Source organism: Streptomyces hawaiiensis, assembly GCF_004803895.1.
Classification (GTDB): Bacteria; Actinomycetota; Actinomycetes; order Streptomycetales; family Streptomycetaceae; genus Streptomyces; species Streptomyces hawaiiensis.
The window spans coordinates 7,508,937-7,523,468 of the sequence record NZ_CP021978.1; the positions used below are offsets into that span (position 1 = coordinate 7,508,937).

11 protein-coding genes and 1 pseudogene are annotated in these 14,532 nt (G+C 71.3%); 10 read left to right on the forward strand and 2 right to left on the reverse strand.

Annotation, left to right across the window (positions count from 1 at the left end):
- The first annotated feature begins 6 nt into the window (after positions 1-6).
- The 4 genes from CEB94_RS34310 to CEB94_RS34325 all read left to right on the forward strand — a co-directional run bounded on the left by CEB94_RS34310 (position 7) and on the right by CEB94_RS34325 (position 7,356).
- The gene (locus CEB94_RS34310) at positions 7-1,005 is read left to right on the forward strand and encodes a sugar phosphate isomerase/epimerase family protein (protein ID WP_175435840.1); all 999 of its coding nucleotides are present in this window, start codon (positions 7-9) and stop codon (positions 1,003-1,005) included.
- A gap of 264 nt (positions 1,006-1,269) precedes the next feature.
- Entirely contained in the window at positions 1,270-4,992 is a 3,723-nt protein-coding gene (locus tag CEB94_RS34315; protein ID WP_175435841.1) for a ThuA domain-containing protein, read from the forward strand.
- 85 nt (positions 4,993-5,077) lie between these two features.
- Positions 5,078-6,280: an inositol-3-phosphate synthase gene (locus tag CEB94_RS34320; protein ID WP_175435842.1), complete on the forward strand. Its 1,203-nt coding sequence runs from the start codon at positions 5,078-5,080 to the stop codon at positions 6,278-6,280.
- A 32-nt stretch (positions 6,281-6,312) separates the two neighbouring features.
- Complete coding sequence (locus CEB94_RS34325) at positions 6,313-7,356, forward strand: SCO3242 family prenyltransferase (protein ID WP_175435843.1); 1,044 nt, start codon at positions 6,313-6,315, stop codon at positions 7,354-7,356.
- On the opposite strand, the gene CEB94_RS34330 is transcribed toward CEB94_RS34325, so the two are convergent.
- Complete coding sequence (locus CEB94_RS34330; protein ID WP_175435844.1) at positions 7,349-7,552, reverse strand: hypothetical protein; 204 nt, start codon at positions 7,550-7,552, stop codon at positions 7,349-7,351. The genes CEB94_RS34325 and CEB94_RS34330 overlap by 8 nt on opposite strands.
- A 172-nt stretch (positions 7,553-7,724) precedes the next feature.
- Between CEB94_RS34330 and CEB94_RS34335 the strand changes: the two genes are divergently transcribed.
- The 6 genes from CEB94_RS34335 to CEB94_RS34360 all read left to right on the forward strand — a co-directional run bounded on the left by CEB94_RS34335 (position 7,725) and on the right by CEB94_RS34360 (position 14,108).
- A complete protein-coding gene (locus CEB94_RS34335; RefSeq protein ID WP_175435845.1) occupies positions 7,725-8,726 on the forward strand; it encodes a sugar phosphate isomerase/epimerase family protein in 1,002 nt (333 codons plus the stop codon).
- On the forward strand, positions 8,723-9,475 hold the full coding sequence (locus CEB94_RS34340) for an EboA domain-containing protein (protein WP_175435846.1): 753 nt from the start codon (positions 8,723-8,725) through the stop codon (positions 9,473-9,475). Before CEB94_RS34335 ends, CEB94_RS34340 begins: the two co-directional genes overlap by 4 nt.
- Positions 9,475-10,386: a TatD family hydrolase gene (locus CEB94_RS34345; RefSeq protein ID WP_175435847.1), complete on the forward strand. Its 912-nt coding sequence runs from the start codon at positions 9,475-9,477 to the stop codon at positions 10,384-10,386. The genes CEB94_RS34340 and CEB94_RS34345 overlap by 1 nt, the downstream gene beginning before the upstream one ends.
- A gap of 3 nt (positions 10,387-10,389) precedes the next feature.
- Entirely contained in the window at positions 10,390-11,559 is a 1,170-nt protein-coding gene (gene eboE, locus CEB94_RS34350) for a metabolite traffic protein EboE (protein ID WP_175435848.1), read from the forward strand.
- Positions 11,556-12,974, forward strand: coding sequence for an alkaline phosphatase family protein (locus tag CEB94_RS34355; RefSeq protein ID WP_175435849.1), 1,419 nt, complete (start codon positions 11,556-11,558; stop codon positions 12,972-12,974). Before eboE ends, CEB94_RS34355 begins: the two co-directional genes overlap by 4 nt.
- An 81-nt stretch (positions 12,975-13,055) precedes the next feature.
- Entirely contained in the window at positions 13,056-14,108 is a 1,053-nt protein-coding gene (locus tag CEB94_RS34360; protein WP_175435850.1) for a sugar phosphate isomerase/epimerase family protein, read from the forward strand.
- 84 nt (positions 14,109-14,192) lie between these two features.
- On the opposite strand, the pseudogene CEB94_RS34365 reads toward CEB94_RS34360, so the two are convergent.
- Positions 14,193-14,531: pseudogene (locus CEB94_RS34365) on the reverse strand (MFS transporter); the annotation flags it as partial.
- Position 14,532: the final 1 nt, after the last annotated feature.

A 14,532-nucleotide genomic window follows, 5' to 3' on the forward strand; every position in this document is an offset into this window, starting at 1 on the left:
TTTTCGATGCCGCGCACTTTCACGCTCTTCACCGGCCAGTGGGCGGACCTGCCCCTGGAGGAGGTCTGCCGCCTGGCCCGCGACTTCGGCTACGACGGCCTGGAACTCGCCTGCTGGGGCGATCACTTCGAAGTCGACAAGGCGCTGAGTGATTCCTCTTATGTGGAGTCGAGACATCAGCTCCTCGACAAGTACGGCCTCAAGTGCTGGGCCATTTCCAACCACCTGGTCGGCCAGGCCGTCTGCGACGCCATCATCGACGAACGCCACCAGGCCATCGTGCCGGGGCAGGTGTGGGGCGACGGAGACCCGGAAGGAGTCCGGCAGCGGGCCGCGGACCGTATGAAGGACACCGCCCGCGCCGCCGCCGCCTTCGGCGTCGACACCGTCATCGGCTTCACCGGCTCGGCCATCTGGCACCTGGTCGCCATGTTCCCGCCCGCCCCCGACGCGATGATCGAGCGGGGCTACCAGGACTTCGCCGACCGCTGGAACCCGATCCTGGACGTCTTCGACGCCGAGGGCGTGCGGTTCGCGCACGAGGTCCACCCCAGCGAGATCGCCTACGACTACTGGACGACCCAGCGTGCGCTGGAAGCGGTCGGCCACCGGCCCGCCTTCGGGCTGAACTTCGACCCTTCGCACTTCGTGTGGCAGGACCTCGACCCGGTCGGCTTCCTCTGGGACTTCCGCGACCGGATCTACCACGTCGACTGCAAGGAGGCCCGCAAGCGCCTCGACGGACGCAACGGCCGGCTCGGCTCCCACCTGCCCTGGGGCGACCCGCGGCGCGGTTGGGACTTCGTCTCCGCCGGACACGGCGACGTCCCCTGGGAGGACGTCTTCCGGATGCTGCGCTCCATCGACTACCAGGGCCCGGTCTCCGTCGAGTGGGAGGACGCCGGCATGGACCGCCTCCAGGGCGCGCCCGAGGCGCTGACCCGGCTGAAGGCCTTCGACTTCGATCCGCCCAGCGCGTCCTTCGACGCCGCGTTCAACAGCTGAACCACGGACCCGGCGCTGGTCGGGAACGGGGACCGGTTCCACCGGCCGGTCCCCCCTCCGACCTGCCCGGATCCTGCTTTGTCCTGTGCTGGGAGAAAGCGCAACCGATCCTGATGCAAGGGGTGTTCGCCCCGGACGGACGCGGTTACCTTCCTTGAAGCGTTCAGGACACACGCACCTCCGGGGTGACGGCGCACCCCGGCGCCCGCACCGCACGTCTTCGCACCCGTTCCGTACGGCCCACCCCGTTCCCGGAGGGACTTCGTGCACAGAACCAGACCCAGAAGCACCCGCACCCCCAGAGGCCCCAGGCTTCGCACCGCCGTCGCCCTGTTCACCGGCCTGCTCCTGGCCGTGGGCACCCCGGCCACCGTCGCCGGGGCCCGACCCGGCCAAGCGGAGCAGGACGAACCGGCAGCCGCCGAGGGGCAGTTCCAGCAGGTGCCGCTCGCCAAGGGCGAACCCGAGACGGGCGAGCCGATGTCGCTCGCCGTGCTCCCGGACCGCAGCGTCCTGCACACCTCGCGCGACGGCACGCTGCGCCTCACCGACCAGGGCGGCGTCACCAAGGTCGCCGGCAAGCTCGACGTCTACAGCCACGACGAGGAGGGCCTCCAAGGCGTAGGCATCGACCCGGACTTCAAGAACAACCGGGCGATCTACCTCTACTACGCCCCGCCGCTCGACACCCCCGCCGGCGACGCCCCGGAGACCGGCACCGCCGAGGACTTCAAGAAGTTCGACGGCGTCAACCGCCTCTCCCGCTTCGTGCTGAACGCCAACGGCACGCTGAACAAGGCGAGCGAGAAGAAGGTCATCGACGTCGCGGCCTCCCGTGGCACCTGCTGCCACGTCGGCGGCGACATCGACTTCGACGCGGACGGCAACCTCTACCTGTCGACCGGCGACGACACCAACCCCTTCAGCTCCGACGGCTTCACCCCGATCGATGACCGGCCGAACCGCAACCCGGCCTTCGACGCCCGCCGCAGCTCCGGCAACACCAACGACCTGCGCGGCAAGATCCTGCGGATCAAGGTCGCCGAGGACGGCTCGTACACCGTCCCGCAGGGCAACCTCTTCGCCCCGGGCACCGAGAAGACCCGCCCCGAGATCTACGCGATGGGCTTCCGCAACCCGTTCCGGATGAGCGTCGACGACAAGACCGGCACCGTCTACGTCGGCGACTACGGCCCCGACGCCGGCGCCGCCGACCCCAAGCGCGGCCCGGCGGGACAGGTCGAGTTCGCCAAGGTCACCAAGCCGGCCAACTTCGGCTGGCCCTTCTGCACCGGTGACAACGACGCCTACGTCGACTACGACTTCGCCACCAAGGAGTCCGGCGAGGCGTTCGACTGCGACGCACCGAAGAACACCTCGCCGTACAACACGGGCCTCACCGACCTGCCGCCCGCGCAGGCCGCCTGGATCCCGTACGACGACGGCTCCGTGCCCGAGTTCGGCACCGGCTCCGAGTCCCCGATGGCCGGCCCGGTCTACCGCTACGACCCCGAACTCGACTCCAGCGTGAAGTTCCCCGAGGCCTACGACGGTGACTTCTTCGCCGGCGAGTTCGGCCGTCGCTGGATCAAGCGGATCGAGCAGAACGCCGACGGCTCCGTCGCGAAGATCAACGACTTCCCGTGGACCGGCACCCAGATCATGGACATGGAGTTCGGCCCCGACGGCGCGCTCTACGTCCTCGACTACGGCGTCTCCTGGTTCCAGGGCGACGAGCACTCCGCGCTGTACCGGATCGAGAACGCCGAGGACGGCTTCTCGCCCATCGCCGAGGTGAGCGCCGACAAGACGTCCGGCGCGGCCGGCCTGAAAGTCAAGTTCACCGCCTCCGCCAAGGACGCCGACTCCACGGACCTCACCTACAGCTGGGACTTCGGCGACGGCACCAGGGGCGAGGGCCTCAACCCCACCCACCGGTACAAGAAGGTCGGCACCTACAGCGCCACCTTCACCGCCAAGGACCCCGAGGGCAACACCGGCAACGCCAGCGTCCGGATCGTGGTCGGCAACACCGAACCCAAGGTGAGGATCGACGTCCCGGGCAACGGCGCACTGGCCGAATTCGGCAAGCCCGTCCCGTTCAAGGTGACCGTCACCGACCCCGAGGAGACGGTCGACTGCTCCAAGGTCAAGGTCACCTACAGCCTCGGCCACGACGCGCACGCCCACGAGCTGACCAGCGAGATGGGCTGCGAGGGCACCCTGAAGCCGCCCCCCGGTGACGGCGGCCACGACCCCAACGCCAACATCTACGGCGTCGTCGGCGCCGGCTACACCGACGGCGGCGCCAACGGCCAGGAGGAGCTGACCGGCACCGCCCGCACCGTGCTCCAGCCGCTGCACCGCCAGGGCGAGCACTTCACCACCCGGTCGGGTGTGTCGGTCATCGACAAGACCGGCGCCAACGGCGGCAAGACCGTCGGCGACATCAACGACGGCGACTGGATCTCCTTCACCCCCTACCGGTTCGACGGGCAGAAGAAGATGACCGTGCGGACCTCCTCCGGCGGCGCGGGCGGCTTCATCGAGCTGCGCACCGGCTCGCCCGACGGACCGCTGCACGGCTCGGCGTACATCCCGCCGACCGGAGGCTGGGAGACCTTCCAGAACGTCGACGTGCCGCTGCGGTCGCTCCCCAGGAAGACCACGGACATCTACCTGGTCTTCAAGGGCGGCGAGGGCGCGCTGTACGACGTGGACGACTTCGAGTTCTCCAAGAAGCCGTTCAAGGGCGGCAAGAAGGTCCTGGTCTTCTCCAAGACCGCCGGCTTCCGCCACGACTCCATCCCGGCCGGCATCACCGCCCTGAAGGAGCTCGGCGGCCCGGCCGGCATCACGGTCGACGCGACCGAGGAGGCCAGGCAGTTCACCACGGCCAACCTCGCCAAGTACGACGCCGTGGCCTTCCTGTCCACCACTGGCGATGTCCTCAACGCCGAGCAGCAGAAGGCGTTCGAGAACTACGTGGCGGGCGGCGGCGGATACATGGGCATCCACGCCGCCGCCGACACCGAGTACGACTGGGAGTTCTACGGCGGCCTCGTCGGCGCCTACTTCCACTCGCACCCGGCCATCCAGAAGGCCACCGTCCGCGTCGAGGACCACGACCACCCGTCGACCGCGCACCTGGACGACGCCTGGGAGCGCACCGACGAGTGGTACAACTACCGCACCAACCCGCGCGAGCAGGCCAAGGTCCTCGCCACCCTGGACGAGACCACCTACCAGGGCGGCACCATGAAGGGCGACCACCCGATCGCCTGGTGCCAGAACTACGGCGGCGGCCGCTCCTTCTACACCGGCGGCGGCCACACCAAGGAGTCCTACGCCGACGAAGCCTTCCGCGCCCATCTGCTCGGCGGCCTGCAGTACGCCACCGGCCAGGTGAAGGCGGACTGCAAGCCGAGCAAGAACTACCGGAAGATCTTCAACGGCCAGACCCTGGACGGCTGGAAGCAGGCCGGCCCCGGCACGTTCGACGTCAAGGACGGCACCCTGGAGTCCGAGGGCGGCATGGGCCTGCTCTGGTACCAGGCCAAGGAGCTGAAGTCGTACTCGCTCAAGCTCGACTGGAAGATGCGGGGCGACGACAACTCCGGGATCTTCGTGGGCTTCCCCGCCTCCGACGACCCCTGGTCCGCGGTGAACAAGGGCTACGAGATCCAGATCGACGCCACGGACACCCCCGACCGCACCACGGGCTCCGTCTACTCGTTCAAGTCGGCCAACATCAAGGCCCGTGACCAGGTCCTGCGGCCACCCGGCCAGTGGAACTCCTACGAGATCAAGGTCCAGGGCGAACGCCTCCGGGTGTTCCTCAACGGAGTCAAGATCAACGACTTCACCAACAAGGACCCCCAGCGGAGCCTGACCGACGGTCACATCGGCCTGCAGAACCACGGCGCCAGCGACCAGGTCTCCTTCCGCAACATCCAGTTGAAGGAACTGCCCGTCCAGGGCGACTGAACGGCGGCGGGCGGGGGACGCCGGACCCCCGCCCGCCGTCTCCATACCTCCCCCCCAGGGCTCGCGCACGATCAGGAGGCTGCCCATGTCCGCGTCCCTCTCCCGACCGCGTGTGGGGGTGTGGCTGATCGGAGCCCGAGGCTCCGTCGCCACCACCGTCGTCACGGGGTGCGCCGCCATCACCGCGGGACTGCACCCGCCCACCGGCATGGTGACCGAAACACCGGCGTTCACCGACAGCCGCCTGCCCGCGCTGTCCGACCTCGTCTTCGGCGGCCACGACACCCTCGACTGCCCCCTGCCCAAACGCGCCGAGACCCTGACCGCCGGCGGCGTCCTCCCACCCGGCACCGCCACGGCCGTCGCCGCCGAACTCGCCGCCGCCGACCGGGAGATCCGGCCCGGCGGCCCCACTCCGGGGGACACCAGGAGCGAGACCGAACTGATCACGGCCTTCGCCGACGACATCCGCGACTTCGTCCACCGCCACGCACTGGAGCGGGCCGTCGTCGTGAACGTCGCCTCCACCGAACCCGCCTCGCAAGGCCCCGATTCCCCGCTCCCCGCCAGCACCCTCTACGCGCTGGCGGCCCTGCGAGCCGACTGCCCCTACGTGAACTTCACCCCCTCCGAGGGCATGCACCACCCCGTCGCCGCCCGAGAGGCCGAACGAAGCGGCCTGCCCTACGCCGGCCGGGACGGCAAGACCGGACAGACGCTGCTGCGCGCCGTGCTGGGCCCGATGTTCGCTCAGCGGGCGCTGACGGTCCGCGCCTGGTCCGGCACCAACCTGCTCGGCGGCGGCGACGGCGCGGCCCTCGCCGACCCGTCCGCCGCGGCGGCGAAGAACGCCGGCAAGGAACGCGTCCTCGCCGACACCCTCGGCACCGTCCCGGAGGGCGAGGTGCACATCGACGACGTCCCGGCCCTCGGCGACTGGAAGACCGCCTGGGACCACATCGCCTTCGACGGCTTCCTCGGCACCCGCATGATCCTCCAGACCATCTGGCAGGGCTGCGACTCGGCGCTCGCGGCACCCCTGGTGCTGGACCTGGCCCGCCTGACCGCCCGCGCCCACGAGACGGGGCGGTCCGGCCCGCTCGACGCCCTCGGCTTCTACTTCAAGGACCCGGTGGGAGAGGGGCCCTCGGGGCTGTCCGAGCAGTACGAGGAACTGGTCCGCTTCGGGCGAAGTTTGGAGCAGGCCGATGGAGGGGGCCGTGCCGCGCGGCCGGTGGGGGACACCGGTGAGACGGGGGACACCGGTGAGACGGGGGAAGCGCTGTGACGCTGCGCGAGAGCCCTTGCGGATGCCCCGACGTGGCGTCCACAGCCGCTCCTGAAGGCACTGCCGGTGACACGGCCTCCTGCGCTTGCACCGGCCGCTCGCGCCGGAGACGCGCCTGGGCCGAACTCCTGCGTCTGCCCGCCCTGTTCAGCGTCCCCGGAGACGCCCTGGCCGGCACGGCCGCCACCGGTTCGGCCCCCAACTCCCGCACCCTGCTCGCCATCGGCTCCTCCCTCTGCCTCTACGAAGCCGGCATGGCCCTCAACGACTGGGCGGACCGCGACGTCGACGCCGTCGAACGCCCGCACCGCCCCCTGCCCTCCGGCCGCATTCGACCGGCCGCCGCACTGACGGCGGCCTGCGCCCTCACCGGCGCCGGACTGGCCCTGGCCGCGCGCGCGGGCCGCCCGGCCCTGGCCGTCGCCGCGCCCCTGGCGGCAACCGTCTGGGCGTACGACCTCGGCCTCAAGCACACGCCCGCCGGACCCGTGGCCATGGGCGCGGCCCGCGGGCTCGACCTGCTTCTGGGAGCGGCGGCCACGACCGGCTGTACCCGCCCGGCCCTGCCCTCCGCGGCCCTCCTCTGCACCCACACCGCGGCCGTCACGACGGTCTCCCGGCAGGAGGCCCGGGGCGGCTCCCCCCTGGCCCCTCTGGCAGCCCTCGCGACGACGGCCCTCCTGACCCGACTGGTGACGCGTCGCCCGGCGGGGCCGATGAGCCGCCCCGCTGGGTTGATGAGTCGCCCCGCTGGGCTGCTGAAAGGGCGCAGGCAGGTAACCAGCCACAGACCGGCAGGGCCCCGAGCAGCCCGGCACCCACGGCAGGAGTCCGCAGCGCTGCTCACCACCGCCCTCGGAGCCGCTTACGCCGCGACCACCGCCCGCCCCTACTTCCACGCCACCCTGAACCCCTCGCCTCCTCTCACCCAACGTGCTGTCGGAGCCGGCATCCGCGCCACCATCCCCCTCCAGGCCACCCTCGCCGCCCGCTCCCGGGGAACGGCCACCGCACTCCTCATCGCTGCCCTCACCCCGCTCGGAGGGAAGTTCGCGAAGAAGGTGAGCGTCACATGAGCCCCGAAGCCCGGGCCTCCGAGAGCCCTGCCGGGACCTCACGAGCACCCATCACCCGGGCCGCCGCCTCGCCCCACACCCCGGCCCGGGCCGCCGCCTCGCCCAGCACCTCCCCCTGGGCTGTTGCCTTGTCCAGTACCTCCGCCTGGGCTGTTGCCTCGTCCAGTACCTCCGCCTGGGCCGTAGCCTCGTCCAACGCCGCCGTCCAGGCAGCCGGCTCGCATCACACCTCCGCGCAGGCCTCCGGCTCGCCCCAACGCCCCACTCGGGCCGCGGCCTTGCCTCACGCCTCCGTCCAGGCAGTCGGCTCGCATCACACCTCCGCGCAGGCCTCCGGCTCGCCCCAACGCCCCACTCGGACCTCGGCCTTGCCTCACACCACCGTCCAGGCCACCGCCTCGCCCCACACGGCCACTGTCCCGCCCGGTGCCCCCCCTTCCCTCCGCTTCGGCTACGGCACCAACGGTCTCGCCGACCTCCGGCTCGACGACGCCCTCTGTCTCCTCTCCGACCTCGGTTACGACGGCGTCGGACTGACCCTCGACCACATGCACCTCGACCCGCTCGCCCCCGACCTCGCCGCCCGCACCCGCAGGGTCGCGCACCGGCTGGACGCGCTCGGTCTGGGCATCACCGTGGAGACGGGCGCCCGCTATGTGCTCGACCCGCGCCGCAAGCACGGCCCGTCCCTGCTGGACCCGGACCCCGACGACCGGGCCCGCCGCGCCGACCTGCTCGTCCGGGCCGTCCGGGTCGCCGCCGACCTCGGCGCCCACGCGGTGCACTGCTTCAGCGGGGTCGTGCCGGAGGGAACCGGCACCGACACCGCGTGGAAGCGCCTCGCCGAGGCCCTCACCCCCGTCCTGGACACCGCCGCGTCCGCGGGCATCCCGCTCGCCGTCGAACCCGAGCCGGGTCACCTCCTCGCCACCCTGGCCGACTTCCACCACCTCCGCCGTGCCCTGGGCGACCCCGAACCCCTCGGCCTCACCCTGGACATCGGCCACTGCCAGTGCCTCGAACCCCTTTCTCCCGCCGACTGCGTGCGGGCCGCCGCACCCTGGCTGCGGCATGTGCAGATCGAGGACATGCGGCGCGGTGTCCACGAGCACCTGCCGTTCGGGGACGGGGAGATCGACTTCCCGCCGGTCCTGGCGGCCCTCGCCGCCACCGGTTACCAGGGCCTGACCGTCGTCGAACTACCCCGCCACTCCCACGCCGGCCCTCACTTCGCCGCGCACTCCCTCCCGTTTCTCCGCCACGCCGAGCGGACCGCGGCCACCGTGCCGCCCGGCCCCGCTCCGGCCCTCCAGCAGACCGCGCCACCCCACGGCGCTCCCTCCACAGCCCCTGAAGGGAGCAGCAGATGACCCACCCCCATGCCACGCCCGCGGCGAGAACCGAGAGCACCCAGGACGCACCGAGCCCCAGAACCCACGCCGGCGAAACGACCCCTGACACCACCCTCACCACCCGCCCCTCACTCGCAGACCTTCGCCACCACCTCACCACCCACCTCGACCCGCCGGCCCGCTCCTGGCTCGACCACGCCCTCGACGAGGCCGCCGCCCAGCCGGGCATCCACGGACCCATCTCCGTGTGGGAGCTGCGTCTCGCCGAAGCCGGACGCCGCTGCGGCCCCCTGCACGCCGACGCCGCACGGGTCCTCATCCTGGACGCGGCCCGCGCCGGCCTCGACGCGCTGACCCGGGTGTACTTCCAGGGCACCGCCGACGAGCGCCGAGCCGTCCTGCATGCCCTGCCCCACCTCGTGTCCGGCCCCGGCGCCCTCCCGCTGATCGAGGACGCCCTGCGCACCAACGACACCCGGCTCCTCAGCGCCGCCGTCGGCCCCTACGCCGCCCGGCACCTGAGCGCCCACGCCTGGCGTCACGCCGTGCTGAAGTGCCTGTTCACCGGCGTCCCCGTCGACCACGTGGCGGACCTGCCCCGGCGCGCCGCCGGCGACGGCGAACTCGCCCGGATGCTGGGCGACTACGCCGCCGAACGCACCGCCGCCGACCGCTCCGTCCTCGAGGACCTGTACCGCGTCCTGGACCTGACCGAGTCCGTCACCCCGGCCGCCGGCACGGACCACCCCCACGGCAAGGAGTCCTGATGCGCATCTTCGACCCCCACATCCACATGACGTCCCGCACCACCGACGACTACGAGGCGATGTACGCCGCCGGTGTCCGCGCCGTCGTCGAGCCGTCCTTCTGGCTCGGCCAGCCGCGCACCTCGCCCGCCTCCTTCCGTGACTACTTCGACTCCCTCCTCGGCTGGGAGCCCTTCCGCGCCGCCCAGTACGGCATCGCCCACCACTGCACGATCGCCCTCAACCCCAAGGAGGCGAACGACCCGCGCTGCATGCCCGTCCTCGACGAGCTGCCGCGGTATCTCGTCAAGGACAACGTCGTGGCGGTCGGGGAGATCGGTTACGACTCCATGACCCCGGCCGAGGACACCGCCCTCGCCGCGCAGCTCCAGCTCGCCGCCGACCACGATCTGCCCGCCCTCGTGCACACCCCCCACCGCGACAAGCTCGCCGGGCTGCGCCGCACTCTCGACGTCGTCCGGGAGTCCGCGCTGGCCCCGGACCGAGTCCTGGTCGACCACCTCAACGAGACCACCGTCAAGGAGGCCAGGGACAGCGGCTGCTGGCTGGGCTTCTCCGTCTATCCGGACACCAAGATGGACGAGGAACGCATGGTCGCGATCCTGCGCGCCCACGGGACCGAGCAGGTCCTGGTGAACTCCGCCGCCGACTGGGGAAAGAGCGACCCCCTCAAAACCCGCAAGGTCGGCGACCTGATGCTGGCCGAGGGCTTCGACGAGGACGACGTCGACCAGGTGCTGTGGCGCAACCCGGTCGCCTTCTACGGGCTCAGCGGTCGTCTGAACCTCCACGTCACCGCCGCGGAGGCCACCCACGAGGGCAACTCCGTCCTCCGAGGCGCCCCGAAGGATCCGGGCGAGCCGGACACCGGCACCGGCACGCCGGCCCGCGTGACCGCTGCGGAGGCGTGAACGATGCGCTTCCGCCACCCCGACGGCTCCACCGTCCACCTCGCCTACTGCACCAACGTCCACCCCGCCGAAACCCTCGACGGAGTCCTCGCCCAGCTCCGTGACCACTGCGAACCCGTCCGCCGCCGCCTGGGCCGCGACCGGCTGGGCATCGGCCTGTGGCTTGCCAAGGACGCCGCCCACGCCCTGGTCACCGACCCCTCCGCACTGCGCAAGCTGCGCACGGAACTGGACCGGCGCGGCCTCGAGGTCGTCACCCTCAACGGCTTCCCCTATGAGGGCTTCGGCGCCGAGGAGGTCAAGTACCGCGTCTACAAGCCGGACTGGGCCGACCCAGAACGCCTCGACCACACCACCGCCCTGGCCCGCGTCCTGGCCGGGCTCCTCCCCGACGACGTCACCGCCGGGACCATCTCCACACTGCCCCTCGCCTGGCGCACCGCGTATGACGACGAGCGTGCGGAGACCGCCCGCACCGCGCTGCGCACCCTCGGCGAACGCCTCGACGCCATCGAGGAGCTGACCGGCCGCTCCATCCGGGCCGGCCTGGAACCGGAACCCGGCTGCGTCGTCGAGACCACCCGCGATGCCATCGCCCCGCTCACCGCGATCGGCCACGACCGCATCGGCATCTGCGTCGACACCTGCCATCTCGCCACCTCCTTCGAAGATCCGCACACTGCCTTCGACGCCCTCACCGAGGCCCGCGTCCCCGTCGTCAAATCCCAGCTCTCCGCCGCTCTGCACGCCGAGCACCCCCATCTCCCCGAGGTCCGCGAAGCCCTCGCCGCATTCGCCGAACCCCGCTTCCTGCACCAGACCCGCACCCCCACCGCCGCCGGCCTGCGCGCCACCGACGACCTCGACGAGGCTCTCGCCGGACACGCCCTGCCGGACGCCTCACCCTGGCGCGCCCACTTCCACGTCCCCCTGCACGCGGCCCCCGCCGCGCCCCTCACCTCCACCCTCCCGGTCCTGAAATCCGCACTGACCCGGCTCGTCGGCGGCCCGGCCCCGCTCACCCGCCACCTGGAGGTCGAGACCTACACCTGGCAGGCCCTCCCGCCCGAGCTGCGCCCCAGGAGCCGCGCCCAGCTCGCCGAGGGCATCGCCGCCGAACTCACCCTCGCCCGCGACCTGCTGACGGACCTCGGCCTGAAGGAGCTGCCATGAGCACCGGCACCCAGGAGCGCCCGGACCAGGCCGCCACGGACCGCCCCACCCCGCTGCTCGTCCTCGACGTCGTCGGCCTCACCCCGCGTCTCCTGGACCACATGCCCCACCTCAAGGCGCTCGGCCAGTCCGGCTCCCGCGCCCCGCTGGGTACCGTCCTGCCCGCCGTCACCTGCGCCGCCCAGTCCACGTTCCTCACCGGCACCATGCCCTCGGAGCACGGCATCGTCGGCAACGGCTGGTACTTCCGCGAACTCGGCGACGTCCTCCTGTGGCGCCAGCACAACGGGCTCGTGGCCGGCGACAAGCTCTGGGACGCCGCCCGCCGCGCCCACCCCGGCTACACCGTCGCGAACATCTGCTGGTGGTACGCCATGGGCGCCGACACCGACATCACCGTCACCCCCCGTCCGGTCTACTACGCCGACGGCCGCAAGGAACCCGACTGCTACACCCGGCCGGCCGCGCTGCACGACGAACTCACCGAGAAGCTCGGCACGTTCCCCCTGTTCCACTTCTGGGGCCCGGGAGCGGACCTCCTCTCCAGCCGGTGGATCATCGACGCCACCCGGCACATCATCCGCACCCGGCACGCCGACCTGACGCTCTGCTACCTCCCTCATCTCGACTACGACCTGCAGCGCTTCGGCCCCGACGACCCGCGCTCCCTGAAGGCGGCCGCCGACCTGGACGCCGCCGTGGCCCCACTCCTGGACGACGCCCGCGCCGAGGGCCGTACCGTCGTCGCACTGTCCGAGTACGGCATCACCCGCGTGAACCGGCACGTCGACATCAACCGCGCCCTGCGCCGCGCCGGCCTGCTGGAGGTGCACACGCAGGACGGCATGGAGTACCTCGACCCGATGGCGTCCCGCGCCTTCGCGGTCGCCGACCACCAGATCGCCCATGTCTACGTGCGCCGCCCCGAGGACCTCGACGCCACCCGGGCCGCACTCGACAACCTGCCCGGCATCGACCGACTCTTGGACGACGAGGGCAAGAAGACCCACCACCTCGACCATCCGCGCGCGGGCGAACTCGTCGCCGTGGCGGAACCCGACGCCTGGTTCACGTACTACTACTGGCTCGACGACGACCACGCGCCCGACTTCGCGCAGCTCGTCGAGATCCACCGCAAACCCGGCTACGACCCGGTCGAACTCTTCATGGATCCCCTCGACCCGTACGTCAAGGTCAAGGCGGCCACCGCTCTGGCGCGCAAAAAGGTCGGCATGCGCTACCGCATGGCGGTCGTGCCCCTGGACCCCTCACCTATTCGCGGCAGCCACGGCCGCCTTCCGGCGAGCGACGACGACGGTCCGCTCCTCATCTGCTCCACCCCCCGTGCTGTCGGCGACCGCGTCGCGGCCACCGATGTGAAGTCACTGCTGCTCCGACTCGCCGGTCTCGGCTGAGGTCACAGGCCTCGGTCCCGACTGGTCACAAGTGAAGCACTCACCACTGACAACGCCCCGCGATCACGAGGAGTTCCACGCATGAGCCGCTTCTCCCAGCCCGACCCAGAGCTCAGCCACCGCCTCAGCAGACGAGGCATGCTCGGCGTGGCCGCCGGTGCCACCGCCGCAGCGCTGCTCGGCGCCGCGGCCCCCGCGACCGCCGCTCCCGCGACGGCATCCACCGGCACCGCTGCCGGCGCCAAGGGCCGGGGCCGCCCCGTCCTGCCGCCCGGCCGCCTCGGCATCCAGCTCTACAGCCTGCGCGACAAGGTCTCCACCCTCGGCTTCGGCCCCGTCTTCGCCGAACTGGAGCGCTACGGCTACGACGAGGTCGAGTTCGCCGGATACACCCAGGGCTCCGCGGGCCCCATCACGCTCGCCCAGCTCAAGCGGCTGGCCCGCAACCACGGGCTGAACCCGATCGGCAGCCACGTCGGCTACTACTCCGACGACCCGAACGCCTACACCTTCGCCCAGAACCTCACCAAGGTTCTCGACGACGCCCAGGCCCTCGGCCTCAAGCACATCGGCACGGCCGCCGGCCCGTTCCGCTACGGCTCGACCGTCGACGCCTGGAAGCGCGCCGCCGAGGACTTCAACACCTACGGCGCGGCCGCCAGAGCCCGGGGCATGAAGTTCTACCAGCACAACCACTCCGAGGAGTTCTCCTTCGCCACCGACAACCCCAAGGTCCGCCTCTACGACGTCCTGCTCAAGGAGACCGACCCGGACCTCGTGTACCTGGAGATGGACATCTACTGGGCGTACGTCGGCCAGTTCCGCTTCTCCAAGCGGCCCGACGGCACGCCGGCGCCGTTCGAGCCGCTGAACTACGTCCTGCGGCGGCCCGACCGCTACCCGCTCTTCCACGTGAAGGACGGCGAGAGCGACCCGTCGAACCCGTACGGCTACCGCATGACCGACGTCGGTGACGGGGACATCGACTACCAGCGGTTCATATCCGCCGTGACCCGGCTGCGCGGCCACCGCCTGGCCCACCACTGGCAGGCCGAGCACGACAACCCGTCCGAGTCCTTCACGTTCGCGCGCCGCTCCAGCGCGCACCTGCACTCCCTGAGGGAGAAGTGCTGACCGGCGTACGGACATGAGGAGGCCCCTCCCCGAACGGGGAGGGGCCTCCTCATGGGGGAACGGACGTCAGCCCACCGTTTTCGGAAGGTGGCCCTTCTCCCTCAGCCAGCCCGCGGGGAAGGCGATGCCGGCCTGGAAGAACACCCAGACGCTGAGGATCCAGAAGGTGTTGCTCTGCGTCCAGCCGTGCGCGTGGGACAGGGTGTCCTCCGCGGAGCCGTACGCGTACTCGAAGACACTGATGGCCATGATGGCGATCCACGGCAGATACACCATGAGCGTGCGGGAGTGGCCGAGGATGTCCCGGTCGGTCTCGCCGAGGCGGTGGACGCGGCCGTGGGGATCGGTCACTTCTCGGTAGGGGCGGAGTGCGGCGTCGGAGGGTAACGGGGACGTGCTCGCTTCGTACGGATCTGCCGTCATG